Below are 26,547 nucleotides of genomic sequence, written 5' to 3' on the forward strand. Positions count from 1 at the left end.
GAAATCGCTAAACATCAAGCTGGACGTTAAACCAGAGAGATAACCGTCCTTTACCTGTTCGACCTGAGCGCTGATAAAAGAAACTCGACTTTGGTACTCCACATACAACCCGAGACCTGTCACTATAACTGTGAATAAGGTGCTGATTGCGATGATGACCCCGATCAACTGTCGGGAAAGTCCAATATAGCGTTTTCCTTTTTTCACCATACAAAAATTACCATTATTGTTATCCAGTAAACTACAATTACTCAACTAGTATAATAGTAGTCATTCATCAAATAACTAGGGAAGGTTATGAAAAAACATCTTATCTTTGCATCCATAGTCAGTTTGTTTTCAAGCAGTTATGCTTTTGCAAGCGAACCTCTTCACTACTACATTATTGCGAGCCAAGCGCAACCTTTTCAGATCGAAACTGACGGGTCATCTCACAGAGGAATGGTTTCAGATATTGTGGAAGCCGTGTTTGATGACAGCCAATATGAGATCAACTACCACACCTACCCTTTTAATCGAATGATCGACAAGCTTGATGCAAGAGAGAACCCTAACTGGGTAACCTATGGCAGCCCGAGTTGGGGAAACATCCAATCTGTGAACCTGTCTGAAGATCCGATTTACAATGTAAAACATGTATTACTGAGTAGCGGTAAAAAGCCATTTGAGTTCAACACCATTGATGATCTAGACGGAAAAGCAGTGGTTTTGCTGGTGGGGTTTGAATACCCGAACTTGGAGCCTTACATCCAACAAGGCAAGCTCAATGAGATTCGAGTAAAAGATTATACCGCCGCTTTTCGCGTGTTAAACCGTGCTCCCGGTGACACCGTATTTGTAGAAATGGAATCGAGAATCAAATACAACCTAAACGAGCAGAAGCTAAATATTGATGACTACCAGATGCAAGAGTTTGGCTCTGTAATCAATAACTACCCTATACATTTGGCGTTTGACCCTGAGATGGATCCCGAGCTGCAAAGCTTTATCAACCAACGCCTCGATCAAATGAAAGACGATGGTCGACTCGATGACATCGTACAAAGTTACTTATAACGCCAAACCAACGATGTAACACAACCTAAAAGCTTTACATTATCTTCGCTGCACGACTCTTAAAAACTCAAAAGGCCGCCCTGCTTAGCTCATAGGCTAAATTACAGGGCGGCCTTTTCAATATGTGTTTAGGGGCAGCCAAAAATATACCCGCGATTTGAATCGATTAATTAGTCCGAAGCAATTAGATGAAGTTGTTGACGCACAGCCATCAGAATTTTGCCTAAATGGTTCTCGCCGGTTCCATCGCCGCCATCTCCCCAAAAATGGTCTTTGTGGGAATGTTCTTTGATCAAAGAATCTCCGGTATTGGTAAGAAACAGCGCAAATTGTGGATTCTGTCTGAACTTCTCGGTGACAATGAACTGCATCACTTCAACACGAATGTCATACCAATCTTCTCGAACTTGATCTTGATCTTCATAGTCACGACTTAAGGAGAATGCTTCTGCAGGTGTGCTGGCTTCCAATATGGTATTACGTAGCGCTTTAGAAGCAAACTTCATCGCTTGATAATAGTGTTCGCTGGTAGCCCAAACTTGGTCATCCACCTTGATAGGACAAGCGGCAAAATTTGAGAGGTATCCGTTCGGATCTTCGGGTTCATAAAACAAGACTTCTTCAGCTTGAGCCACAGAATTAGACATAGCCTTCTCCTTACCAACGACGTAGCATATTTTTGCTTTAACTTTAAAATTAGTGGCGTTGTATATTGCTGTCAAACAACTTGGTTCAAGAGTATGCCCTGTGCATATTTTTCATCTGAATAACGTCATGTCAGAAAGAATCAGCTAAACGGAACTGTGGGGTGGCGGATCAAGGTATTGATTTAATCTAGAGAGGAACAATGAGAAAAGTACTTATAAATCAAAGGGTGACATTGTGCCACCCTTCCTAATGCAATGGGGATTATTAGTGAATAAGACCTAGCTCCCTCGCTTCTTCCAGACTCAAACCGCTTTCTCTAATTTCTCTTAGAGCCTCGATACGACGACGAGCTTCAGCAGACTTCATTTTCTTTTCTGGTTTGAAAGATACTTCTTCTTCAGCATCCCACTTGTTTGCAATATTTGTCATTTCATCATGGTTAATAGAATTAATGGACATGTTTTCCTCCGAAAAGCACCATGTAATGGACAGGTAATCTGTAGCAAATGCTTTTTCGCTTGTTAAGAAATTCTGTACTGAAGTGTGATGATTCCGACGCTTCGAAAAGCTAATTAACAAATGCCTCATTTAAACTTTGCCAAAGCCATTTTCTGCAATTACATTTAAAAGATTCCCCATAAAAAATGTGGTTTGATCCAACTCTCATTTTCCCCTCTTCCAATGCCTCTTTCCTGCTGAAATTCCGTGAAAGAACCCAAGATAAATTTCGAGTCACTTCATCCTTTTTGCGCTCGTCGCTTTCACTAAATCCAACACATGTTAATGATAATAGTTATCAATATCATAACTGAGTATTTATCATGTCTGTGGAAAATTCAGATAAACCACTTCTCGAAGTGAAGAATCTATGTGTCGACTACATCACCGATGATGGTGATTTCAATGCAGTAAAATCCGTTAGCTTTAGCATAGGCCAAGGCGAGATTTTCGGCCTAGCCGGAGAATCAGGTTGTGGTAAAAGCACCATCGCATTTGCCATTAACCGCCTACATAAGCCGCCGGCTTTCATTTCAGGAGGCCAAATTCTATTTGGTGGACAAGATCTACTGAGCTTATCGGATAGCCATTTGAATACCTTGCGTTGGAGTGAGATCGCGATGGTCTTCCAAAGCGCGATGAATTCACTCAACCCAGTATTAACCATTGAAGAACAGTTTGCGGACGTTCTGCGTCATCACAAAGGCATGAGTAATGAACAGGCCAAAGATCGCGCCGAGAAACTGCTCGACCTTGTCAATATTCCTCGTCAGCGCCTAACCGAATACCCGCATCAATTCAGTGGCGGCATGCGTCAACGCTTGGTGATTGCCATCGCTCTCGCCCTCAACCCGAAGCTGATCATCATGGACGAACCCACTACAGCACTGGATGTAGTTGTACAACGCGAGATTCTGCAGCAGATACACCAACTCAGAGAGGAGTTTGGTTTCTCGATACTCTTCATCACCCATGACCTCGCATTGATGAGCCAGCTATGTGATCGCATTGCCATCATGCGCCACGGCCAGATAGTTGAGATCAACCAGGCCCATGAGATTCGTAACAACCCTCAACACTCCTACACCCAAAAGCTATGGAGTTCTTTCCCTAATATTCACGAACATGCTCACGCGACGGCGTGCTAGGAGAGCTCTATGTCACAACCAATTTTCCAAGTAAAAAACCTCGTTAAAGAATTCACTGTTGGCGGTGGGTTTGGCAAAGAAGAGATATTTAGAGCACTGCATGGGGTGAGTTTTGACTTACATGCAGGCAAAACACTGGCACTGGTTGGTGAATCTGGCTGCGGGAAAAGCACCTGCGCGCGATTGATGACCAAGGTTTACCCTGCGACCGAAGGAGAGATACTGTTCAAAGGCAGAGATATCTCTACGCTTAAAAGTCGTAAAGATATCTTGGATTATCGCAACCGTGTGCAAATGGTGTTTCAAGACCCGTTTGGCTCACTCAATCCAACTCATACCATAGAGCACCATTTAACACGCCCGCTTAAGATCCATAAGCAAGTTGCCACCAAACAGGCTCTCACAGAGCGCCTCAAAGAGTTATTAACGCTGGTGGAGTTACCCATAGAAACTCTCGCCAAATACCCTCACGAGCTCAGTGGAGGCCAAAGACAAAGGGTTAACCTAGCAAGAGCACTGGCCGTTGGCGCTGAAGTTATCCTCGCTGATGAACCAACCTCAATGCTAGACGTCTCGATTCGACTTGGTGTGTTGAACCTGATGCAAAAAATGAAGCAAGAGTTAGGAATTGGCTTTTTGTACATAACCCACGACCTTGCCACGGCCCATTACATCGCAGAAGAGACAGCAGTGATGTACAAAGGGCAGATCGTTGAATGGGGCTCAACACAATCGATCTTAACTAATCCACAACACCCGTACACCAAGCTGTTGATCTCTGCTGTACCTGATCCTGATCTGCCATTTGGCGAACTCGTCAAAAATGAACCAAACTATTCGATAGACGCAGATCGAATTCGAGAGCAGAGCTGCGAAATACAGCATGAAATCAAACAAGTTGCTGATAATCACTTTGTAAAACAGTGGGATAACGTCGCATGAATGAACTAGACACTTGGTTAGAGCGGATCGGAGATTGGTACAAAGACCGAAAGCATGATCAAGTGGACCGGTTAGAACCTTTGATCTTAACGCCTCCAGATGCACTCTGGGGGCCGTTGATCACCGATGAACAGAGCAAAGGCATCGCATGTTGGTTAGACGGGTGCCTGAGAATCTTTACTTTCTACCGCCACCTTGCAAATTCATCAGATCCGAAGTCAGCTTCGCAAGGGGCCAGTAACTCAAGCTATAAAGAAAAGGCCTACCAATACCTGATGTTTGCTTACAGCAAGCTACAAGGTGTGTCATGCGACCCAAAATCAGAACCAGACTTACAAGAGTGGTGCGCGCAGCGGTTGCAACACTTGTGTGTATTGGCGCTGGAGTTTACCAACCAACAACAAGAGCCACGTTGGAAAGCAGAATCAGAAAAATTGATCGAAGCACATGTGCGCTTTATGGCAACCCACCCTCGAAACGATGATCAAGGCAATATTCAGCACCAACTCCATTGATCAAGCCTTTGTCGATCAATATCAATTCAAAGCCTCATCAAAGTTGGATCCCTAGAACGCATGATCTAACCTTGATCATGCTTCGGGCTTTAGAACGAAAATTCATTGCAGCCAGACTTTAAATTATTGAATTTTAATGATTAATTAATTTCAGGCAAAAAAAAGCGAGTCCCTTAGGAACTCGCAAAAATCTATTCAGTATGATGTAACAAAATATGAGCCAATCTATTAATCATAAGAAAGGACAAAGGTTGTCTATTCGGGATAAATAATAATCAACTGGATGCGTTACATTGTCATCACTTTGTCAGCGTTAGGTGCGATTTTAATCAGCACCTAATGTGTTCAAAACTATCCATTCAGCGGCGAAAATACTGACTTCTAGCTGCTAAGTGGTGGCTAGTGCCCAATCGCCATTTCGTCGAGCGCAAGGAACACATTTTCGTCTAAGTGACCTTCATGAACTTGTTTACACACTTTACGACGCACAGCTAAACCCGAGATCAAACGTTCAATGGACAGGTGACGATTGCTGGTGCTATCACGGTCGTTGTAAAGCTCGATCAAACGACTCAGTGTTTCGTATGGGATAACGTCCTCCCCTACTCTCAACCAATCAAGCTTCTCAATAAGCTCTGAGCACTCTTCTTTGATTGAAGCATGTGAGTGCCCTGTCATTGCGGATAAAGCCGTTATACTGCGTTCTAGAGCCTCTGCAGAGGTATATTTAGAGAGAGTAATCATGATCTCGTCAGCGTTTATCTCAACAGAGTGTTTACGCTGCTTAACTCGACGTCCCAATTTGCCTCTTGGCGACGGTGCTTTGCGCTGAATGGGTTCAAACTCACCATCGATAATCTCAGACAGTTCTTCCAGCTTCTGCTTAGATACCATCTCGTTACGCAGTGGGTTGGGTAACGTTGGTGCCATGTTACGTTTACCGGCGTTGGTGGTACGTGCTCTTGAATAACGCAGTACTTCTTCCACGTTGCATTTGATATCAACTTGATAATCGGTCGTTTTGCCTTTTTCGATCAACGCGGTGATCGTCAAATGATACCCCCAAAGATTAACTAAGAAGGTATCTTCCTGATCCCCAACTTCACCCAGCTTTCTTAGCTCGCGGATCAGATCCATCGAGAAACGACGCCAATCAATATTACGTGCTAGTTTTTGATTGAGCTCGCTAAGCAGCATGCAATCTGAATGGCGACGCGCCATACGGCTTCTAAAGTACGAATACATTTGGAAGACCAAGGTATGTTGCTTGAGGATTTCTGGCGGAAATAGGAAGAAATAATCACGCGTCAGCAGCTCTTCGTAGAACGAAGGCTCCCAAACTAGGATGTATAGGTTCGGTTTAATGCGAATTTCGCCGTCAGAGCCCTCTGTAGGCGCTTCTTCCGATGCGGTAATGGTTCTCGCTAAGAAGCGGAAACGATCACTCTTAAAGCCTTCTGGCATGTTCTCACTAAGCCAACGGCCTGTAAGCTCGTGCAGTTGGAAATCCGTAAATTCGATACGATCAATACTGTCACGGATCGAGTCACGTGCTGGACCGCTGTCTTTCTTACCACGCAAAGACAAAATATCAGTGATGTAGAGTGGTGTTTTATTCGGCGTGTGTTTCGCGTCTAGATGGTAATCATCTTGGTGATGATCATGATATTGGACGGTGAGTGTAAATAACGCGAATAGCGTCATCAGATCGTCAACGGTCATGATATTTTTAGAAGATCGAGTCTCGATCACAGCTCGAGTACCAGAGATCGAAACCATAGATTTCTGGTAGCTCTTTCGAGTTCTAGGTGGCGCTAACGCTTGATCAATAATCCCCGCCCAATTGGTTGGCGAAACAATGAATTGATCGGCTTCATCTTTCATCGTTGGTGGGGTATTCAGTCCATGTTCATTCAGTAAGCGCTTGTTTACTTTAGTTTGAGCTAGGGCTTTAGAACGCTTTTGTTTTTCATTTTGCTTCACGCTTTCTGTCACTAAGCTGGTGGCACCCAATACCGATATCAATTGGTTTGGGTTCACAAAACGGTGCAGCATGGTTTTTCCAGCAAGGCCTTCTTCAAAGCGAACGGGAATTTGCTTGAATAATCCGATGTTTACTGCTGCTCTCAGCCTTTGTTGTAAGGCCGCGCGAGTTACTTGACCATCCGTTGATTCAATAATCTCAGTGGTGGAAACGTACCCGTCTTTGCTGCTAAACCCACGAAGTGAAATTAGGTTGAGAAGTTCAACTATGCTTTTGGTGACACCTTTGAAGTGTTGATATTGTTCTATCCATTCAACAGCTGTTTCAGATACCTCAAATAAATGACCATCTTTGTGGCTTCGTGCCTTAATTAACAATTTCTCTTCTGGTTTCATTTTTGATCCGTATCACACTAACCGTAATTTCACTATAGTTCCTGAATGATAAAGAAAGAATGATCATAAATAAAGAGAATTTATTGGCTTTTAAATAACTGATCTTTTTGATTAATATGATCTTAAATGATTAAGTGATCTAATGATCTGGGCGTTAATTTGCTTTTAAGTTTCTGAATTTTAAGTGTTAAAATAAATCCGCTTGGAAAGCATGATCATAAAGGGCCCGAAACAATGATCATAAAACGAGAGAAAGCATGATCATAGAACATCAGAACGATGATCATTAAGTCATTGTAAGCATGATCATTATTGATTCGAAAGCATGATCATTATACTTATACAGCTTATCCACAGATCGGAATTCAACATCGGTTTCTAATTCGCTTTTGACTTGTCTTTATGGATACTTTTGGCGGCCAATCAATCGGAACAATGATCAAGAGAGCGTCGTTTTTATCGTTCCTACCCTATTGAGTGCAAAATTTGGTCAGTGTCCGATGAAAATGAATTTGTTTTGATGGATTCAACGCTGCTGGGATTAGCTAGGAAGCATGATCATGAAATTGTCATGTTTGTGTATTCTCGGTCTGTGTAGATTGAATTTTCAATCATTGAGCCCCTATAGGCGTTGAATCCCCATTGCAAAAGCATTTGTCCGTAATTTAGCTGTTAAATTATATGCTTCCGGAACGATATTTACTTGATCATTTTTCCGGAGGTTGATCATTTCTAATGTGCAGTTACTCGGATCAATATTGTTAAGTTTACGCCTTGATCATGCTTCATAATTTGACGTTATTAATTATCTTACATTAGATGTATGCCATGATCATTCTTCCGGTCAAACGCCAATTCTCTATTGTTTTTAGATACTCCACCTTTCCGTCGGTTTTGATTCTTTTGTTCATTGAGCGTTCTTTAACTTCTATTGGATTGAAAATCTATAAATTCGAATGCAAATCACACCAACCGTAATCTATGCTTGTATTTCAATCGTTCCGAAGGTTTTTCACTGAAATTCCATTTACATTGTAAATAGGTGACGCTGTAACATTTTAAATGTAAGGTAGAAATAACACGGTTATACATAATCAAATTGGTTGTTTTTTGTGTTTGTCTAAGGCGATGTTTCATCAAATTGTAAAAACGACGTCTATTTTATGTGATTTTACTCATAAATGTATGTTCATGTTTTTGTTGTGTTTGTTGTTAATCGCTGTACAATTTGTAGTTAGTTAATCATTACGGAAACTGGCAATGAAAAGAGAACAAACGATTGATAAGCTCTATCAGCTGGCCGAACAAACTCAACAAGTTCAGGCTGACCGAATTGAGATTATTTTGGAAGAGCGAAGTGATGAACATTTCCCTCCAATGTCTAAAGCTATGATGGAGACTCGTTCTGGTTTAACGCGTCGTAAATTAGACGAAGCGATTACTAAGCTTGAAGCTGATGGTCATCAATTTACAAAGAACAACGCCAATCATTACTCGATTTCATTGACAGAAGCTCACATGTTGATGGACGCGGCAGAAGTGCCAAAGTTCCACCAACGTAAGCAGCATGCTGACAACAAACCATGGATTATCAATGTACAGAACCAGAAAGGTGGTACAGGTAAATCAATGACAGCGGTTCATTTAGCAGCTTGTTTGTCTCTGAATCTAGATAAGCGCTACCGTATCTGTCTGATTGACTTGGATCCACAAGGTTCATTACGTCTGTTCTTAAACCCGCAAATTAGTGGGGCAGAGCACGACAGTATCTATTCTGCAGTCGATATCATGTTAGACAACGTGCCGGAAGGCCAAGACGTAGACCTAGAATTTCTTCGTAAGAACGTGTTGTTGCCAACTCAGTATCCAAACCTGAAGACAATTTCTGCATTTCCAGAAGATGCGATGTTCAACGCTGAAGCGTGGCAAAGCCTTTCTAAAGATCAGTCTCTTGATATTGTTCGTCTGTTAAAAGAGAAGCTTATCGACAAAATTGCCGATGATTTTGATGTGATTATGATCGATACCGGCCCGCACGTTGACCCTCTAGTGTGGAATGCAATGTACGCGTCGAACGCACTTCTGATTCCATGCGCGGCTAAGCGTTTGGACTGGGCTTCAACGGTTAACTTCTTCCAGCACTTACCAACGGTTTACGAAATGTTCCCGGATGACTGGAAAGGGCTCGAATTTGTTCGTCTAATGCCGACCATGTTTGAAGACGACAACAAGAAACAAGTGTCAGTTCTGACTGAAATGAACTACCTGTTGAACGACCAAGTAATGATGGCAACCATTCCAAGAAGCCGTGCTTTCGAAACCTGTGCCGATACTTACAGCACGGTTTTTGATCTAACGGTGAGTGATTTTGAGGGCGGCAAGAAAACTCTAGCTGTTGCTCAAGACGCAGTACAAAAAAGTGCTCTAGAGTTAGAGCGTGTATTACACAGCAACTGGCCTTCACTTAATCAGGGATAACAACAATGGCAATTAAAACATCTGACTTAAATGCAAAGCTATTTGGTAAGGCGAACAAACGTCGTGTTGCTACGCCTCAAGAAGCGCAAACTGCGGCTAAAGAACAGGCTCAAGTGATCGAGCTTTCTGTTGCTGGCGAAGATTTGGTTTCATTTGAATTGGTACGAATTCCTGCTTCTGAAGTGGCAACTCGTACCGTTGTTTTTGAAGAGAATGCTCGTGAGCAATCCTTCTTAAACGAGCACGCGCTTTCTGATGTTCTTACAACATTAAAAGAACGTGGTCAGCAATACCCTGCGGTTGGTCGTAAGAACAAAGACGGTAAGATTGAAGTTCTTGATGGTAGCCGTCGCCGTATGTCGTGTATTTTGGCTGACAAAGAGTTCCTAATCTATGTTGCTGAAAACATTAACGGCGAACACGCTAAGTTCCTATCAGACGTAGCTAACGCTCATAAACCGCTTTCTCTTTACGAGAAGGGCAAAGAGATGCAAGCGAAGCTGGATCAAGGCGAAGCGGAAGACCAAAAAGCACTAGCAAAGATGTTCCAGTGTAGTGAAGCTTTGGTGAGTGGTGCATTGAAAGCGGCCGCTTTACCACTTGAATTGCTACAAGCTTATCCAAATGTGAGCGACCTTGGTCGTCCAACCATTGTTAAACTACACAAGCAGTTTGGTGGATTGACGAGTGAACAGCAGCAAACACTACTGACTAAGTGTGACGCTTCTGAAGGTTTCGTATGGCAGCGTAGCGAAGCTCAAGGCGTAACTCGTCTAACCAAAGACGTGACAGAAACGTTGGAAGGTTGGATTCTTGAATTGGCGCCAGCGAAGAAAGCTTCTCCAAAAGTAGAGCTTATTAAGGGCCGCGCATCATACAGCCGTAAGGGTTCAAACTTAGCGTTGAACCTTAAGAAAGTTGATGATGCAACAATGGAAGAAATCCTCGCCTTTGTACAATCGAAGCTCGACTAAGTCGACGACTTTTCATTACTCCTCTAAAGCCGCTTTATGCGGCTTTTTATTTGGCTGTGATAAACTGTGTTTAGATGAATCTGGACGCTAACTATGACAAACCCAACCAACACTTTTCTGCATACACTTTCTATTATTGCTCAGCATAACGATCACCGTTATGGCGTGGTCTTTAATGGCGATTTTGATTGGCAAAACTCTGCTATTTTTTCCTTCCTTCAAAACTCTCACGCTGCAAGTATCTTCCAAATTGGCGGTACGCCATTTGAAGGTGTGATTCATGTTCCAGTTAAAAAAGGCCAACAGCTGCTTGGTCGTGAATGCCAAGTTCTTGTGTGTGATTTTAGAGAGCAGTTTGATGCGAATGGTTTTAGTGCCGCTTTGGGTTCGTTAGTCGGTGGAGGACTGTTGTTGGTGTTGCCGCCAAAGGTTGATGACACTGAAGATAGCAAAAGCTATGGTCAACCTTGGTTGAAACTCCATTTCGATAAACTGATCTCTGTTTCACAGCACAATGAAGCAGCTTCTCTCGTTCAAGCGACTCAAGCTCTTCCTCAGAAGCACAGCGTCAAAAATGAATTGGATAAATTTGAACAGCAACGAACGGCGGTTGAGTTGGTGAAAAAAGTGGTGTCTGGACATCGTAAACGTCCTTTGATTCTCACTGCGGATAGAGGGCATGGTAAGAGCTCGACATTAGGAATTGCTGCAGCGCAGCTGTTAGCCGAGCGTGACGGGTTTAATATTGTTGTTACAGCACCTTCGGTGAAAGCGGTGGAGCCTATATTTTCTCATGCTTGCCAAGGGTTAGAGCCCTACAAAGTGGTCAACGCTACCCACATTCGTTATCAAGGTGGCAGTTTACGATTCGTCGCGCCAGATGAATTACTTAAATCCAAACCAGATTGTGATCTGCTATTAGTTGATGAAGCGGCTGCAATTCCAATTCCAATGCTCAAATCCATGGTCGATATTTATCACCGCATGGTTTTTTCAACCACGATACACGGTTATGAGGGCAGTGGACGTGGGTTTGGTATTAAGTTTGAATCTTGGCTTTCTGAGCATCGTCCCGGATGGAAAGGGTTTAAGCTCGAACAGCCGATTCGTTGGAATAACAATGATCCGCTAGAAGCTTGGTTATTTGATTGTTTTTTACTTGGTAATGACGCATCACTGAGTGACTCGGTGGTTCATGAACTAGATAGCTTTTCTGCTGAAATAAGTAATCAATTAAACTTGGTCGAGTTGTCAAAAGCAGAATGCTTAGTGAATCCTGACTTACTACAACAATGTTTTTCTCTTCTTGTGGACGCGCACTATCAGACTTCGCCGAATGACCTAATGCAGTTTCTCAACAATCCAGCAATTCGCTTGTGTGCTGCTTGGCATAAAGATAAATGCTTAGGTTGTATGTTAGTGACGGAAGAGGGCGGTTTGGAAAGCGAGTTGATTGCCCAAATTCAAATTGGAAAACGCAGACCTCAGGGGCATCTCGCTCCAGTATTATTGGCAAACCAACTTGGTTGCGCTCAGGCGGCTACCAGTCGTTGCCTTCGAGTTATGCGTATTGCTGTTTCAACTGCTCATCAAGGTTTGGGTATTGGCCGTTGGATGTTAGAGCAATTCTCTGAGACAACGGTACAAACAGAGCAAGCTGATTATTTGGCGACAAGCTTCGGTGCGACCAGTGATTTGATTTCCTTCTGGCGTGATAGTGAATTTGTGCCTGTTCATATTGGCCACCAGCGAGATCAGTCAAGTGGCTGTCACTCGGTGTTGATGGTTAAGGCGCTTAACTCAAACTCGCAAAGTTGGATTGACCAAATTCAAAATCATTTCGAGCGTAGCTATTGTTTTCTTGTTTCTGGTTCTTTGATTTCACTTGAAACCGATATGGTGCGCGCACTACTACCAAACAGTTTCCAGACCGTTAGCGAGTTTGAAGTTCAGTTGGTCAAAAGTTACGTTAACGGTGGTAATAGTTATGATTCGATTAGCTTCAGCGTATTGAACTTGATTCTGCTCTGTAATGTTCGAGGAGCCAGTATTTCTGATTTGCTCATCGCAAAGGTCGTTCAACAGAAAGAGTGGGGGACTTGCGTCGAGCAGTTTAATTTTGTTGGTCGTAAACAAGCAGAGTTCCAGTTTCGTAAAGACATCGATGCTTTGCTAGCAAATTTACAGTGTAAATAGCATGACTATCATTTAAATAAACAGACCGCTACAAATTAGATTTACAGTGTAAATTAGAATCTTGGATTTACACTGTAAACTGAAACTCCATATCTAAATATGTTCACCCTGACTCTAAGCGTCATCACTTCTGTTTCATCTCTTCGTGACAGCCTCTAATCTTCTAAACCTTTCGCCGTTAATACCTTGTACCAACATCTATTCAACATTCAATCGCACCAAAATATTGAGAAAAATTTATCTATGTATTTGTAAAGGCGAAGCAGTTCATAAAATGCGTCAGTCTTATTTATGAGTCATGTTTGCAGAATCGAAAGTAAGTGATGTGACGCTGATTATTCTAATAATGTGATACTCAGCGCAGAACGAATTATATAGACTGAATAACAACTGAGTCATTAGGGATACTCAATTCGAATGTGGGATAACATCGTTACATTGTCGGAAGACAGGCAACAGGTGATGGCATGTTTGCCAACCGGGTTTGTGGTTGATGCAAGTTTTGATAACAAGACGCTGCCATCAACTTTAGAAGCTTTGAATGCATCAAACTATTTTCTTTTCGAAGAAGAGGTTCTGCGTTTCGTTACTCTTGCTAAAGAAGGTAAGGGTGAAGCTTATGAAGGAATCTTGATTGCCGAAGTTCGTAATGCCAATGTTGTGGTCGAACTGTCTGAAGATGAAATGCTTGCGAGTCTTGTGGTCACTGGCCCATACAATGGACGCCCACTGCGTGGTAGCGACATTATCCACTGTTTATCTCAAGCTCAAATAACAAAAGGAATTAATAAGTTAGCGCTCAGGAAAGTTCTGATGATGAGTAGCAAACTTAAGCCCGGAGAAAAGTTTACTCAGCCAGTCGCTAAAGGGACGCAACCAGTAAAGGGTAAAGACGCTAAGTTTGCTGCCTTAGTTGAAGATATTACTCGTCAAGTATTGAAGCCTCGTAGCAAAGACGAAGGCAAAATTGACATGCGAGACTTGGGGCAAACCATTACCGTTGGCCAAAATGATCACTTAATGAAACGCACTCCCGCAACCAAAGGTATCGCTGGCTTTACCGTCCAAGGTCGAATTATCCCACCGCTTCCAGGGCAAGACAGTTTAATCAAGCCAGGAAAGGGCACTTACATTTCTCCTGATGATCCCAATTTACTGCTCGCCTCATACCCAGGGTTACCCATCATTAAAGATCGAACCATCGAAGTGGATGACGCTTTGTGTGTTAGCAACGTCGATGTCTCAACTGGTCACGTTAAATTCAAAGGCAATGTGTTTGTCTCTGGCAACATCGAACCGGGAATGATCGTCAAGGCGACTGGAAGTATTACGGTGGGTGGCTTTATCGAATCGGCAGAGGTTCAAGCTCAGGGTGACATCAAAGTTGCAAAAGGCATTATCGGCCATACGACCAAAGAGGGTGAGCCAAAAAGTTGTAAGGTATTTAGCAAAGGCTCTATCACAGCAAGCTATGCACAGAATGCCGAGTTACAAACGGCCAACGATCTACGCCTTGGTGTACACAGTATGAGCAATGACATTCGTTGTGGTAACAACCTGATCGTGATGGACAGCTTGAAAAAGCATGGCACGCTCAGCGGTGGAGAAGCTAAAGTCGGCGGAAAAGTAGAATGTGTCTTCTTAGGCGTTGAGGGATATACCGCCACTAAAGTACATGGCTTTGCGCGCTACGATGGTTACCGACAAAAGATAGCCGAGTTAAAGGAAACGTATAAACACGCTCAAGAGCAAACCATGGGTGTGATTCGCCAAGAGTTAGAATTTAAGAAGCGTCCGAAAGCAGAGAGAAGCGAAGAGCAAGCGTTAGAAATTGAGCAGCAACGAGAGAAGAACAATCTTGCAATTGAAAATACTAAGTCGCAGCTAGACACACTTGAAGCGGAGTTTGAAACCAACCTTGCAGAATGCACAGTAGAGGCACACGAAAAGGTGTATACCCGAGTGACCATTCAGTTTGGTGACGAGACGGTCACTACCAAGCGAACGCATGGTGGAAGTGTTTTCTCGTTCAATCAATACGAGATTCAATGCTCGTTCAAGATGGAACAAGAAGACATTGCTTTGTAGATCTTGTGTTGAATACAAAGTGGCGTAATGTCTAGGTACTGATACGGGTAAATAGAAAGGGGAGCTGATGCTCCCCTTTTGGTATCTATTGATAATGATTTAACTAGGTGCCTTGAGCGCTTTAACTAACGGCTCTTACCTTACCTTGTTTAAGGTCTGATAGAACTTGCCCTTTTGGACCGTCGGCAATAATGCAGCCCTTCTCCATTACGATCACTCGATCGACAATGTCCAACATCGATGTTTTGTGTGTAATTAGAATTAACGTCTCACTAGGTAGTAACTGGTTAAGTTGGTGCTTGATGTGCATCTCTGAACGGTTATCCATCGCACTCGTTGGTTCATCCATCAATAGCACTGGAGGACGGCCTAGGAAGGCTCTGGCAATCGCAATAGACTGACGTTGACCACCAGACAACAAAGCACCACCTTCACCCACTTGGCGTTCTAAACCTGCAGGATCTTGCTGAGTAAACGCAGTTACGCCTGCACGGTTCGCTGCATCCATCACATCGCGGTCATCCACCAAAGGACGACCTAATGTGATGTTGTCTCTTACCGAACCATAGAACAGGTTACTGTCTTGCGGTACACAGCCTATATTGCGTCGTACGTCGACATGGTGCAGTTGTTCCATATCGGTGTCATCTATGCGTACATGGCCTTCTGTGGGCTTGTACAGGCCCATAATCAGGCGCTCTAGTGTCGTTTTACCTGAACCAATACGCCCAATGATCGCCACTTTTTCACCCGGTTTGATATGCAGAGTTAAATCCCTAATAGAAGCAACGGGAGAATCTGGGTAGTGGAACGTTACTTTATCTAGTGCGATATGACCCTGAATAATCGGGCGGTGAATATAGCGCTTACCTTCTTCTTGTTCATCTGGCATCGACATTACTTGCTCTATCAACGTCATAGATGACTTCGCTTGATTGTAACGTGTAGAAAGCAAAGATAGTTGAACAAGAGGACCGATCGCTCGGCCGCTCAACATGGTCGCAGCGATCAAACCACCCATCGTAAGTTCACCTTCTGCGATTAGATACACACCAAAAATGATCATGCCTACGTTGGTACTTTGCTGAACAAAGCCGGCGGTGTTTTGGATGCTGTCGGTAATACGACGACTCTTGATATTCCAATTTGCCATGTGAGCAACGGCTTCTTCCCAACGGAATTGGAATTGGCTTTGCGCACTGAACAGCTTAACCGTCTCTAACCCTGCCAAACTCTCAATTAAGTTTGCGTACTTTTGCGAAGCAAGACGTGAACCTTCTTCAATGGTACGGCGCAGTGGACCTTGGATTAGCAACGCGTAGATGATCAAAATGACCACCCCGGCAACGGGCACAAACACAAGGTTTCCTGCCATTAACCAAATTAACGCCAAGAACATCAATGCGAACGGTAGGTCGATTAACGAGCCAATGGTTGCAGAGGTAAAGAATTCTCGAATGGATTCGAACTCTTGCAAGTTTTTAGCAAAAGCACCGACAGAAGCAGGCTTTGCTTCCATACGAATCCCCAGAACTTTGCTGAACAGTTTAGAAGAAATGAGGATATCGGATTTCTTACCGGCAACGTCAATGAAGTAGCTTCGCATCAATTTGAGCAACAAATCGAATAGGAACACGACGAAGATACCACTCGCTAACACCCATAAGGTTTCAAAGGCGAGGTTGGGTACGACTTTGTCGTATACCAAGCGTGTAAACATCGGCGCAGCAATGGCGAACACATTTATTAAAATGGAGGCTATTAACACATCTCGGTAGATGTTTTTAGATTCCCAAATGGTGCTCCAAAACCAGTGACCTTTGCGTGTTTTTAGAACCTCTGGTGAACGTTCATCATAGCGGAACTGTTTCTTTACCAAGAAGTAGCGGCCGATGAATTGTTCTTTCAGTTCTTCGATAGGAATGATGATGGGCACCATTCCACTTTCCGCAGTAATGATTTCCGCTTCTTGCTTCTCTAAATCAATACTGTTGAGAACGCACGCTTCGCCTTGTTTAAGCAGTAAGACCGCAGGCAAAATCAGATGAGGGATCTTTTCTAAGTCGGAACGGTTTTCTTTCGCCACTAAACCCGCTCGCTCTGCAGACCGAGGGAATAGGAAAGGGGTTAGCTTTCCATCCGATAGTGGCAGCCCATTGACCAACGCTTCTGGCGAGTTAGCTAACCCGTAATACCGGCTAACGTAGATCAGTGAGTTCAATAGTGGATCTTGCATGTGATATAACCCTTACAACTATTTATCAACAATGAAGCCTTGGAACACTTCTACGTAGTTATCAGACAGAATATCGAGCTGAGTCTGAGTTTCTATTCGAGACGCAATGGTAGTTACGCCTAGGTTGTGAGCGGTTCTAGAGATCGACGTTAAGGTGAACTTCTGTTTTTCATCATCAAGGTTATGTGTGAATAGGTAATCTAGCTTCACATAACTTGGACGGTATTCGTTGATGTAATCCAGTGATTGGAAGTTACGTCCGTAGTTATCAACACCAAACACTGATTCAGCGTTACGAATGGTGTTACACAATAGAGCCGTGTAGTGCGGAACGTTAATGAAACAGTTTTCTGGAATCTCAAAATGCAGCAGATGAGCGATTGAGGCATTTTGTTCAAGCGTCTTACCAATCCAACGGATGAAGCTTGGTTGAGAAATACTGCTTGGTGAGATATTGATAGCGACAGGGCTGGTTACTTCTTTTGCATTCAGCTTTTCAATCATCTTCTCAATAACGTATTGGTCGAGAATGTGGCTCATTTCAAGCTGTTCTAGCGCGTATAGGTACTGGTTGGCACCGTAACGCACACCATCTTTTTCAATCGCTGAGAACACTTCTTGGTGATAGGTTTTGCCAAAGGCATTGTTTGCAGCCTGCAGACGGAAGGTAATGAGGTCGTTGATGATCGCTTCTTCAACCAACATACGCCATTGTTGTTTGCCCATTACGGCTCCGTGTTCGTCTGCGGTTACGTAGCCGTAAGCCAGCTCTCGGTTCGCCTTGGCACTTGAAAGTGCATTATCCACCAGCGACATAATTTCGGTACTCGTTTTGCGCTTGTTGCTGTATGTCACACCTAGTGCAATGTGTGGGTTTGCCATGCCCGTTGGGTCCGAACCTAGGCTTTGGATGCAGTTTACAATGCTGCTAGCGACAAGTTTAAGCTCGCTCTCATCAATGTTTGGCATAATGAAGCCGAACTCGTCACTCGAAATACGAGCAATGGTGATGTCTGGTGATGAAATTGATGCTTGCAGCTGTTCAGCCAGTTGATGAACCAAGGCATCACCTTCTTGGTAACCCTTTTCATCGTACTCTTCACTAATAAACTCAGCTTTAAGTACTGCTAAACCACCTAAACTGGACTCTTCTAACCACTGAGTTAACTGAGACATGTAGTAAGCACGGTTACCTAACTGAGATACTGGGTCGATATACGCTCTTTCACGTAGCTTCTGGGCTTCCTTCGCTTGGTTCTTAAATGCCAACTCAACTTGAGTCGACATGTGATTGATGCCATCAACCACTAAGATCAGGTCTTTTGTTTTCGGACGAGCCAGTGGTTCGCCAAACTGATTCTTGGCGATCTGATCCATCTTAGTAATGATCAACGAGAGAGGGCGTAAAGCGCGTTTAAGGATCCAAGAGATAGAGACTAAACCGAGTAAGAAGATCGTGCCAAAGATGCTCAGTAAGCGGATGAATGCTTGCCAAAGTTGATCGTAGGCAGGACCAGGATGACTCACAATCTCCACTTCGGCCAACTGCATCCAACCACTGGTGATCACGCGGCGATCATGAACTGGCTCGAACAGGTTTAGGTTGGTAAACCACTCTGGTACACCGGTTGGCTTTACAGGGTATGAGCGGAGAATGTCTTCACCGCTGTCGAGAAATATCAATCGAACGACTGAGTAAGAACTGCCATCAAACAGGGCGTTGATAACAGACTCCACTGCCACCTTGTCCTTTTCTTCTAGGTAAGGGGCGAGAGCCAGTCCAACAGTATTAATGGTATTACTTACCTCAGAGCGTTGCTGCTCCTCTAAGTATCCACGGGTGGTATTGAATTCGATCATAAAAACTGACGTCATCAACAGTATGAACACTGCAACCATCCCGACCACAAGCTGTTTATATAAAGTCATTGTACCTACTCATCGTAATTGATAATGGGTTTGTTTAATTTTAGAGAGCGCTCACGTGAACGTAAGTCGTTCCATAAGCTCAATCTTGAAGATTTCCCTGCTAATTTACCGCTGCCTGCCGCTGACTTGATCAACCAAAGGTTTTTACCGTTGAAACTGTAAATTGGTCGTAGGTCTGGGCGTTTGGAACCGCGTTTAATTTCAGGGTTTAAGTTGTCCAAAATTAGTGGCTCTGCACTGGGTGTTGAGTAGTACGCCAACACCATGTGGAATTGGTTTAACTCAAGTGCTTTTACGTACACCAATCGTAATTTCTTATCTGGCACACCCAGCTCAAGCAAAGAGAAATATTTTGCGATAGTGAAGTCTTCACAATCACCAGCGTTGCTGCCTAAAAACTCCAGTGGTGTCGCCCAGTAGTCATTCTTTCCCCACAGTATGTTGTCATCGACAAAGTACATTTGGTTGAAGAATTGGTTCACCGACCTGAGTTTCTCTTTTTCACTTAATCCATCGTATGACGTCATATTTGAACGCCACGTCGCCACTCGCTTTCCGGCTCTCTCACCATAGGTTTGCGTGACGGCATCGATCCATCTTTGGTCGCTCTTGTTTAGAGCGCCAGAGGTAAAAGAGGTGAGGACTAGCAGCAATAGAGAAACTCGAGACTTCATAGCCTCTTCTCTTGTCTATTTACTGTGTGTTGAAAGGCGTTATCAAGCATCAAACGTCCTTACTCTTTTAGTGCGTTGTTTTGAGCGCTTAATAGTGGCTTCAACATGTACTCAAGTACGGTTCTTTTACCCGTGATGATATCGACAGAGGCTGTCATACCAGGAATGATTGGCAGCTCTTCATTTTGTCCAAAATTGTGCTGTTCGGTGCGTACGCGCACGATGTAGAAGCTGTTACCTTCTTCATCTTGAGTCGTATCGGCACTGATGTGCTCTAACACGCCTTCCAGACCACCGTATTTAGTGAAGTCATAGGCACTGAATTTAACGATGGCCGTCAATTCTGGGCGTAGGAAGGCGATGTCTTGTGGAGCGATTTTTGCTTCAACCAATAGAGAGTCTTCTGTTGGTACAATCTCAACGATGTCCATACCCGGTTGGATAACACCACCCACAGTATTAATGCCAAGTGTTTTAACCGTGCCAGTTACAGGAGAAACCACCACAGTACGGTTTACTCGGTCTTCAAGGCCAACAGCAGATTCGGTTAATGCAGAGAGCTTATCTTGAGCTTGGTTGAGTTTTTCTTGTTGTTCGGAGCGGAAATTCAGCGCGGCATCAATACGGCTGAGCATGGCTTCTTTGATGGCTGAGCGCAGGAGAGGGATTTTAAGTTCGCTAGAGGTCATTTCTCGGCGAGTGTCGTTTACTTGTCTTTGTAGTTTAAGTAATTCAATTCGTGGAACCACGCCTTCATCGGCGAGAGGTTTGGTGATATCCAATTCTTGGCGAGCAAATTGGTAACTTTGTTTTAGGTTACGAACACGCGCTTTGATTTCAATAAGGTCTTGTTGTTTCTGTTCAACTTGTTGATCAAAAACGGAAAGTTGGTTTTTTAGGTTGTTCAGGTCTTGACGATATTCGGCTTTTTGGCGGCTAACTAGTTTAGGTTGAAGTTCGTAGAATTTAGGTGGGAAGGCGAGTTTACCGTAATCAAGCAGCACGCTTTTTTTCCACTCTTCTACAGAGAACTCTTCATTGATGACAACACTGGTTAAGGATGCGGAAAGCATTAATACGTTGGCGGTTAAGTTCGCCACTTGTTGTTCACGTTCGCGGAAATCAGAACGGAATCGTGTGTCATCGATTAGCAGCAGTTGTTGGCCTTTTTGAACACGCTGTCCTTCTTTAACTAAGATCTCTTTTACTAAGCCACCTTCAAGGTTTTGTACCACTTGGATCTGAGAGGAAGGGATCACTTTGCCTTGGCCAACGGTAACTTTGTCGATCTCTGCCCAAGCAGACCACCCAATAGCAGCAATAAAAAACAGAACGATCACCCACAACATAATACGCGCACTGGTAGGCGTATTGAGGAGCAGTGCCGCTGTTTTATCATCGACATACTCAAGTTCGGTCTCGTTCAATTTGCTGAAATTTTTCTGACTCATAACAGTCCTTGTTCGCTAAATAAAAGTGCAAGCCTAATGAGTGTATTCCTACTTCTGATAAATGTTAAGGTTTTGTTCCTTTAAATCTTTGAATTTATATATTTTTTAAGACTTATCGGTTCTTGAAATCCGTTTTATCGAGTTGGTGCTTTCTGAGTTTGTCATACAGCGTTTTTCGCGACACCTGCAACTCTTGTTGTACTTCTTTTAATCGGCCTTGATGGCGATGTAGTGCCTCTATCAAGATGATTTGTTCAAAGCTATCGGTGCGTTGGTTTAACGACTGTTGTTGCTCTTCAATGCTTATATCGAGTTCATTGTCGTCATTTTGCTCATTAGTATTGCTGTCGAGTGACGGTTGCTTAATTTGCGTCAGTACTCTGAGTTCAGCATGTTGACGAAGCTGACGAATGTTCTCCGTCCAATGCGTAGCAATCAGTCGTTGAATCTCTTTTTCTGTAATGACGGGCGGCGGTAACTGGTAGCGACTTGCTGCACCGCGAGCAAAATGTTTGAACAAAGAACCAATATCTTCCGTTCTCTGCGCCAAGGGTAGTAACTTAAATTGGCGCAGTTCACTTGTAATTATAGTAGGAACTACTGTAGTTGCGATAATGATACAAGTTGCATTGGTCTTGCATGAGTTTTCACGAAGTAGAGTGGGTTTTAGATTCGCTAACCACAGCCATTGATCCTGCGTTAATGCTTCTGTCTCATGTATATAGAGTGTCCCACCTTGATACTTGTAGAACAGTTGCAGAACAAACTGATGGAATGTGGCTTCGTCACTGCGTGGCAAATTAAACGCTGCGACAGGGCAAAGCTCGGCGGTTTGATGACTGTGTAAATCATGGGTGTATTGTGCTGTGACCCTTTTCCCCGTCCCTAAATCACCCACAAACAGTAAAAGTGGGTTGGTTTTGGTATCTAGGGTGATCAATTCTCGGCGCAATGCCTGCATTGATGGCGATTGACCAATCAGTTTCGGGCCAACCTGATTTTGCATTGCCAACTCTTTACGCAATAGATTGTTCTCTTCAACAAGAGCTAACTTATCTGCCGCTTTTTTTACAGCAGTGAGTAGGGCATCGACCACAAATGGCTTTTCCAGAAAATCGTAAGCGCCGGCTTTCATTGCTGATACCGCTGTTTGTACGTCACCATGGCCGGTAAGCACGATGACCTGAAAATGAGGGTTTTGGCTCAGCAATTTTTGCGTCAATTGAATGCCATCCATCACCGGCATGTGAATATCGGTGATGACAATTCCGGCTTGTGCGGTATCTATTTTCTTTAATGCTTCAATAGCATTGGGGAAGCAGACGATATCGATGCCTTCAATAAGCATGGCTTGTTTTACGGAGTCCCGAATGGCGGGTTCATCGTCGACAAAATAGAGTTTAGGCATAGAGTGCAAAAGTCGGGTCCTTAGCAGTATATGAGGTTAGAAGTCAGTGAGATTAGCAATAATCAACGGTAACAACGGTGCGTTAGCCTTTATTGTTATATAACGGAATGTTTATCGAGAATACCATGCCTGAAGGCTCTAATTGGTTCGCGCTGATGGTGCCGTGATACGCTTCAATAATCCGTTTCGATATTGAAAGCCCTAGCCCCAAGCCTTCCGGTTTAGTGGTAAAAAATGGGTCGAATAACTGTTCTAGTTTGTCATCCTGCATGCCAACTCCATTATCCCAAATGATCAACTGACAAGTATCATCATGCAGTTGCCATTCAACCCCTATCTGTGGGCTAATTTGTTGGGCTGAGGCTTGGCGATCTAAAGTTTGCAGATCGATTGCTTGTTGCTGAAGAGCTTGAGTCGCGTTGTGAATCAGATTGACCAGTACTTGCTCGAGTTCGGTTGGGTGAATCGCAACGTTGATGTCATCTGGCACTGTACTTAACCTTAGCGTAATGCCTTGCTTAATCATCAGCGCACTGAGAATACTGGTAGCGTTGTTAATCGCTTGGTGCAGGTTAGCTACGTGATGTTCTTGTTTGGTGACCTTGCGAGTGAAGACTTTAAGACGCGCGATGATGTCGGTAATGGTGTTATTGAGGCCAATCATTTTATCGAGATTGCTTTTCACCAAATCCGTTCGTTCCATTTCAAGTAGTTTTAAACTGTTCTCACTGTAGGTTCGCAGCGCCGCAAGCGGTTGGTTGATTTCGTGATTAATGCTGGCTGACAGCTCACCCAGTACCGCTAATTTAGCGGTTTGAGTTAGCTCTTGTTCTGTCTGTTTCAGCTTTAGCTGCGACTCTTGGTATTGAAAAATAGTTTGTTGCAGCTGTTGATTGGATTGCTTCAAGTGGTGGGTACGTTTATCAACGGTTTGTTCTAGATTTTGATTGAGTCGGGTCAACGCTACTTTCGCGAGATAAGTCTGGCGCCACGACCAAGCAATGAGCATCACCAAGCTGTAAATCACCACGAAGATAACATCGATCTGCAAGACTTTAATCAGCTCAGCTCTGGTCTCTTTTAGTGCGACAACTTGGTATTGGTTGTTGCTGATGGTTGCAGGGTAAAGATTAAAAGCACCAAGCTTGAATAACTGGTTGGCGGTGAGCTCTTTTCGGATCTCATTGGATTGAAGGTTGCTAGATTTATTGGTGTTGCTAGCTTCTGGCTGAGAGCTTGAAGAGCGAAAGGCTTCAATGATCGAAATTTCGCTTTGACCGTATTGGCGTTGAAGCGCGATATCCGTTTGTTGTTGCTCAGTTAGTGGCTGCAAAGAATGATAAAGCCACGGTGCTTGGCTTGAAAGAAACACCACTTGGTTAGAGTCGAGTACCACAATCTCAAAATCGTCGCTGGTTAGGATATTTTCGAGGTTTTCTAAACTTACCTTTACCGTGATAACGCCAACAATTTCATTCTCAACATATAGCGGTGAAGATAGAAAGTAACCCCGTACATTCGAGCGAGCGCCTAGCGCGACATAGTGTGTGTTGTTGCCTTGAATGGCAGACGCAAAGTAGGGGCGAAACGAGAAGTTCTCCCCCACAAAAGTGCGAGGCTTTTGGTAATTACTGGAAGCGACCACAGTGCCGCTCTGGTCATGAATATAAATGGTGTCAGCTTGGCTTTGATTTGACCATTCGAATAGCAAACGATTGAGCTGCGCAGCGGAAATCTTGTCTGTTTGTCGAGATGAGTCAAAATAAGAAAGCAAGCGCGGGTCATGACTGAGTAAATTTGGGATCTGTTTGAATTTATCCAGTTCAGAATCGATTTGTAGATTGGCTTTATTAGCCGCCTCGGCGAGTTGCTGTGTGACGATTTTTTCTTGGAACTGCACAGCCATAAAGTGGGTCGCGGTCAGCCCTGCGGCTCCCAATAACAATGAGAATAAAACAAAAGGAGTTATTAGGTTCGACAGAATTTTAGGCACTCGGTTCTCAGCTTGTCATCGGTTTGTATAAAGATTATCAATATGATGGATGGAGTACCGAGATCTTGTTAACACAGAGCACCTTCTGTGAGACAAAACCGTGGCCGAGACTTGTGTTTCAAAGGATTACAGCGCAAAATCACAAAAAAATTGAAAGGAGCAACCAAATGGAACTGACAGATATTCGTCGCGAATACGCTAAGGGTGGATTGAGACGTAAAGACTTGGCCGCAGACCCGATTGAACAATTCAATCTATGGCTAGAGCAAGCCATTGAAGCTAAGTTGACGGACCCTACTGCCATGACAGTTGCTACGGTTGATGAAAACGGTCAGCCATTTCAACGAATTGTTTTGCTGAAGAATGTTGATAAAGACGGTTTCGTTTTTTACACCAACTTAGGCAGCCGTAAAGCGCACCAGCTTGAGCACAACAGCAAAATCAGTTTACACTTCCCTTGGCATCCACTCGAACGACAAGTTCATATTACGGGCACGGCTGAAAAGCTGACCGCTATGGAAAATATGAAGTATTTCTCGTCGCGTCCGAAAGAGAGCCAGTTGGCCGCGATTGCAAGTAAGCAGAGTAGCCGTATTTCAGCTCGTGGAATTTTAGAAGGTAAGTATTTAGAGCTGAAACAGAAGTTTGCTAAAGGAGAGATCCCTGTGCCGTCTTTCTGGGGTGGCTTCCGTGTGCGTGTGGATAGCATTGAGTTTTGGCAGGGTGGTGAACACCGATTGCATGACCGTTTCTTATTCTCACGTCAAGACAACAGCTGGGATATTGATCGCCTAGCGCCTTAGGCTGCTTGATCGCTTAGCTGCTGAATAGATTCAAAAATGCCGTTGATTAGACTTATCAAATCAACGGCATTTTTTTGTCTGCATTTTCAGCTGAAGAGTGAGTCAATCACTGTGAAGAACAACAGAGATCTGTTTTTTGAGCAGAGTTTCTGGGATCACTGAGCCTAACCCTGAATCTAATGCATACTCAATCAATTGGCTTTTACTACGCGCATCGAACTTCTGCTTCAATCTCGCGACATGGCCTTCGACCGTTTTGATTGAAATGTTTAACGTCGATGCGATGTACTGTGGTTTCTTGCCGAAAAGCAGTAAGAACAACACCTCTGACTCTCTTGAAGTCAACCGCTTTTGCAGTTTAGACACACGCGGCTCTGACCCCGCAAGAGATGCCTGATTGCCTTTTGCTCCTGTTGCCTGACAAACCCAATGACCGACCTCTAAGATCGCGGTATCTGTAAGCTCTTGCCCATAGAAGATGGTGCCTTGGACGTTGTTGTCGTCGTCAAGCCAAGGGGTTTTGGTAAAGATATGAGCATGCCAGCGTCCGTCTGGATAGGGGTGAATATCAAGTATCTTTAACGTCGAACGCGTTTCCATTACGTGCCTGTCTTGAGCTCTAAAGTCTTGCGCGCACTCGATGGTTTGGCTAGGCATATCGAAGTCGGTCAACCCGGTACAACTCTCGCCCGGTTTTAAGCCAATCAATTGGTTGTAAGCGAGGTTTGCGTATACGAAAACAGAGTCAGTATCTTTACAGCCCCAGCAGCCTGGAAGTTGTTCGAACAAAGAACGATGTATGGGGTTTAGTGATTCCGGCAAGGTTTTATCTCGTAGGTGGCGATACTGCAATGATATCAGTTTACTATTGCGCTGCAACGGCAATTAGAGTTTGAACTCAGTACGAAAAATAAGGGGTGACTGACAGTTAAACGGACTGCTGACTAACTGTGTCAATCACGGAGAATAGATGGACATAAAGAGTGATAAGCAGGCAAAAAAAAGCCAGCCTGAAGAGGGGCTGGCTAAAGACAAGATATGCCTTGTCGACATGTAGAAGATTTTCAGTCTAATTTACGAGGGTCATGCAAATTAAACTGAGGTACCAGTTAGATACCCAGAGTGACTTTC

The 26,547-nt window shown here is 43.8% G+C and carries 20 protein-coding genes; 9 read left to right on the forward strand and 11 right to left on the reverse strand.

The features are described 5' to 3' along the window. Positions 1–210, reverse strand: a 210-nt coding sequence (locus tag BCT34_RS20785) for a hypothetical protein (protein WP_133148378.1), incomplete at its 3' end; no start/stop codon positions are given. 87 nt (positions 211–297) lie between these two features. On the opposite strand from BCT34_RS20785, the gene BCT34_RS20790 reads away from it, so the two are divergent. After that, positions 298–1,056, forward strand: coding sequence for a transporter substrate-binding domain-containing protein (locus BCT34_RS20790; RefSeq protein ID WP_076650512.1), 759 nt, complete (start codon positions 298–300; stop codon positions 1,054–1,056). Between the two features lie 170 nt (positions 1,057–1,226). Here the strand turns inward: BCT34_RS20790 and BCT34_RS20795 are convergent, their stop codons facing one another. Next, positions 1,227–1,778: an NADAR family protein gene (locus tag BCT34_RS20795; protein ID WP_076650513.1), complete on the reverse strand. Its 552-nt coding sequence runs from the start codon at positions 1,776–1,778 to the stop codon at positions 1,227–1,229. 190 nt (positions 1,779–1,968) lie between these two features. Beyond that, a complete protein-coding gene (locus BCT34_RS20800) occupies positions 1,969–2,163 on the reverse strand; it encodes a hypothetical protein (protein WP_004736928.1) in 195 nt (64 codons plus the stop codon). Between the two features lie 362 nt (positions 2,164–2,525). Here BCT34_RS20800 and BCT34_RS20805 point away from each other — a divergent pair, with 362 nt between their 5' ends. The 3 genes from BCT34_RS20805 to BCT34_RS20815 are packed head-to-tail and all read left to right on the forward strand — an operon-like array spanning position 2,526 to position 4,807. Beyond that, the gene (locus BCT34_RS20805) at positions 2,526–3,350 is read left to right on the forward strand and encodes an ABC transporter ATP-binding protein (RefSeq protein WP_076650514.1); all 825 of its coding nucleotides are present in this window, start codon (positions 2,526–2,528) and stop codon (positions 3,348–3,350) included. 9 nt (positions 3,351–3,359) lie between these two features. Further along, positions 3,360–4,292: an ATP-binding cassette domain-containing protein gene (locus BCT34_RS20810; protein ID WP_076650515.1), complete on the forward strand. Its 933-nt coding sequence runs from the start codon at positions 3,360–3,362 to the stop codon at positions 4,290–4,292. Further along, positions 4,289–4,807: a transcriptional regulator gene (locus BCT34_RS20815; RefSeq protein WP_076650516.1), complete on the forward strand. Its 519-nt coding sequence runs from the start codon at positions 4,289–4,291 to the stop codon at positions 4,805–4,807. Before BCT34_RS20810 ends, BCT34_RS20815 begins: the two co-directional genes overlap by 4 nt. A gap of 399 nt (positions 4,808–5,206) precedes the next feature. Here BCT34_RS20815 and BCT34_RS20820 read toward each other — a convergent pair whose 3' ends face one another. Further along, on the reverse strand, positions 5,207–7,186 hold the full coding sequence (locus BCT34_RS20820) for a replication initiator protein RctB domain-containing protein (protein WP_057622681.1): 1,980 nt from the start codon (positions 7,184–7,186) through the stop codon (positions 5,207–5,209). A gap of 1,260 nt (positions 7,187–8,446) precedes the next feature. Here BCT34_RS20820 and BCT34_RS20825 point away from each other — a divergent pair. The 4 genes from BCT34_RS20825 to BCT34_RS20840 all read left to right on the forward strand — a co-directional run bounded on the left by BCT34_RS20825 (position 8,447) and on the right by BCT34_RS20840 (position 14,922). Then, on the forward strand, positions 8,447–9,664 hold the full coding sequence (locus BCT34_RS20825; protein WP_076650517.1) for a ParA family protein: 1,218 nt from the start codon (positions 8,447–8,449) through the stop codon (positions 9,662–9,664). A 5-nt stretch (positions 9,665–9,669) separates the two neighbouring features. Next, a complete protein-coding gene (locus tag BCT34_RS20830) occupies positions 9,670–10,638 on the forward strand; it encodes a ParB/RepB/Spo0J family partition protein (RefSeq protein WP_076650519.1) in 969 nt (322 codons plus the stop codon). A 93-nt stretch (positions 10,639–10,731) separates the two neighbouring features. Next, on the forward strand, positions 10,732–12,834 hold the full coding sequence (locus BCT34_RS20835) for a GNAT family N-acetyltransferase (RefSeq protein WP_076650521.1): 2,103 nt from the start codon (positions 10,732–10,734) through the stop codon (positions 12,832–12,834). Between the two features lie 417 nt (positions 12,835–13,251). After that, a complete protein-coding gene (locus tag BCT34_RS20840; RefSeq protein ID WP_076650524.1) occupies positions 13,252–14,922 on the forward strand; it encodes a FapA family protein in 1,671 nt (556 codons plus the stop codon). 121 nt (positions 14,923–15,043) lie between these two features. Here the strand turns inward: BCT34_RS20840 and BCT34_RS20845 are convergent, their stop codons facing one another. The 6 genes from BCT34_RS20845 to BCT34_RS20870 all read right to left on the reverse strand — a co-directional run bounded on the left by BCT34_RS20845 (position 15,044) and on the right by BCT34_RS20870 (position 24,613). Further along, a complete protein-coding gene (locus BCT34_RS20845) occupies positions 15,044–17,158 on the reverse strand; it encodes a type I secretion system permease/ATPase (RefSeq protein ID WP_076650526.1) in 2,115 nt (704 codons plus the stop codon). 18 nt (positions 17,159–17,176) lie between these two features. Next, entirely contained in the window at positions 17,177–19,087 is a 1,911-nt protein-coding gene (locus tag BCT34_RS20850; protein ID WP_076650528.1) for a LapD/MoxY N-terminal periplasmic domain-containing protein, read from the reverse strand. Between the two features lie 5 nt (positions 19,088–19,092). After that, a complete protein-coding gene (locus tag BCT34_RS20855; protein WP_076650530.1) occupies positions 19,093–19,761 on the reverse strand; it encodes a transglutaminase-like cysteine peptidase in 669 nt (222 codons plus the stop codon). 59 nt (positions 19,762–19,820) lie between these two features. Then, entirely contained in the window at positions 19,821–21,212 is a 1,392-nt protein-coding gene (locus BCT34_RS20860; protein WP_076650532.1) for an HlyD family type I secretion periplasmic adaptor subunit, read from the reverse strand. Between the two features lie 112 nt (positions 21,213–21,324). Then, positions 21,325–22,620, reverse strand: a complete 1,296-nt coding sequence (locus tag BCT34_RS20865; protein WP_076650536.1) for a response regulator — start codon at positions 22,618–22,620, stop codon at positions 21,325–21,327. 82 nt (positions 22,621–22,702) lie between these two features. Further along, a complete protein-coding gene (locus tag BCT34_RS20870; protein WP_076650538.1) occupies positions 22,703–24,613 on the reverse strand; it encodes an ATP-binding protein in 1,911 nt (636 codons plus the stop codon). 167 nt (positions 24,614–24,780) lie between these two features. Here BCT34_RS20870 and pdxH point away from each other — a divergent pair, with 167 nt between their 5' ends. Further along, positions 24,781–25,416 (forward strand): pyridoxamine 5'-phosphate oxidase, encoded by a 636-nt coding sequence (gene pdxH, locus BCT34_RS20875; RefSeq protein WP_017061203.1) that lies wholly within the window; start codon positions 24,781–24,783, stop codon positions 25,414–25,416. A gap of 102 nt (positions 25,417–25,518) precedes the next feature. Here the strand turns inward: pdxH and BCT34_RS20880 are convergent, their stop codons facing one another. Beyond that, positions 25,519–26,301, reverse strand: coding sequence for a helix-turn-helix transcriptional regulator (locus tag BCT34_RS20880; RefSeq protein ID WP_076650539.1), 783 nt, complete (start codon positions 26,299–26,301; stop codon positions 25,519–25,521). Positions 26,302–26,547 lie beyond the last annotated feature (246 nt).

Origin of the sequence: Vibrio sp. 10N.261.45.E2, assembly GCF_002875705.1 — a bacterium.
Lineage (GTDB): Bacteria > Pseudomonadota > Gammaproteobacteria > Enterobacterales > Vibrionaceae > Vibrio.

Coding starts and splice junctions, on each gene's coding strand:
- BCT34_RS20790 (WP_076650512.1), top strand. CDS start 298: ATGAAAAAACATCTTATCTTTGCATCCATAGTCAGTTTGTTTTCAAGC.
- BCT34_RS20810 (WP_076650515.1), top strand. CDS start 3,360: ATGTCACAACCAATTTTCCAAGTAAAAAACCTCGTTAAAGAATTCACT.
- BCT34_RS20845 (WP_076650526.1), bottom strand. CDS start 17,158: ATGCAAGATCCACTATTGAACTCACTGATCTACGTTAGCCGGTATTAC.
- BCT34_RS20865 (WP_076650536.1), bottom strand. CDS start 22,620: ATGCCTAAACTCTATTTTGTCGACGATGAACCCGCCATTCGGGACTCC.
- BCT34_RS20835 (WP_076650521.1), top strand. CDS start 10,732: ATGACAAACCCAACCAACACTTTTCTGCATACACTTTCTATTATTGCT.
- BCT34_RS20855 (WP_076650530.1), bottom strand. CDS start 19,761: ATGAAGTCTCGAGTTTCTCTATTGCTGCTAGTCCTCACCTCTTTTACC.
- BCT34_RS20840 (WP_076650524.1), top strand. CDS start 13,252: ATGTGGGATAACATCGTTACATTGTCGGAAGACAGGCAACAGGTGATG.
- BCT34_RS20830 (WP_076650519.1), top strand. CDS start 9,670: ATGGCAATTAAAACATCTGACTTAAATGCAAAGCTATTTGGTAAGGCG.
- pdxH (WP_017061203.1), top strand. CDS start 24,781: ATGGAACTGACAGATATTCGTCGCGAATACGCTAAGGGTGGATTGAGA.
- BCT34_RS20800 (WP_004736928.1), bottom strand. CDS start 2,163: ATGTCCATTAATTCTATTAACCATGATGAAATGACAAATATTGCAAAC.
- BCT34_RS20805 (WP_076650514.1), top strand. CDS start 2,526: ATGTCTGTGGAAAATTCAGATAAACCACTTCTCGAAGTGAAGAATCTA.
- BCT34_RS20860 (WP_076650532.1), bottom strand. CDS start 21,212: ATGAGTCAGAAAAATTTCAGCAAATTGAACGAGACCGAACTTGAGTAT.
- BCT34_RS20850 (WP_076650528.1), bottom strand. CDS start 19,087: ATGACTTTATATAAACAGCTTGTGGTCGGGATGGTTGCAGTGTTCATA.
- BCT34_RS20815 (WP_076650516.1), top strand. CDS start 4,289: ATGAATGAACTAGACACTTGGTTAGAGCGGATCGGAGATTGGTACAAA.
- BCT34_RS20820 (WP_057622681.1), bottom strand. CDS start 7,186: ATGAAACCAGAAGAGAAATTGTTAATTAAGGCACGAAGCCACAAAGAT.
- BCT34_RS20825 (WP_076650517.1), top strand. CDS start 8,447: ATGAAAAGAGAACAAACGATTGATAAGCTCTATCAGCTGGCCGAACAA.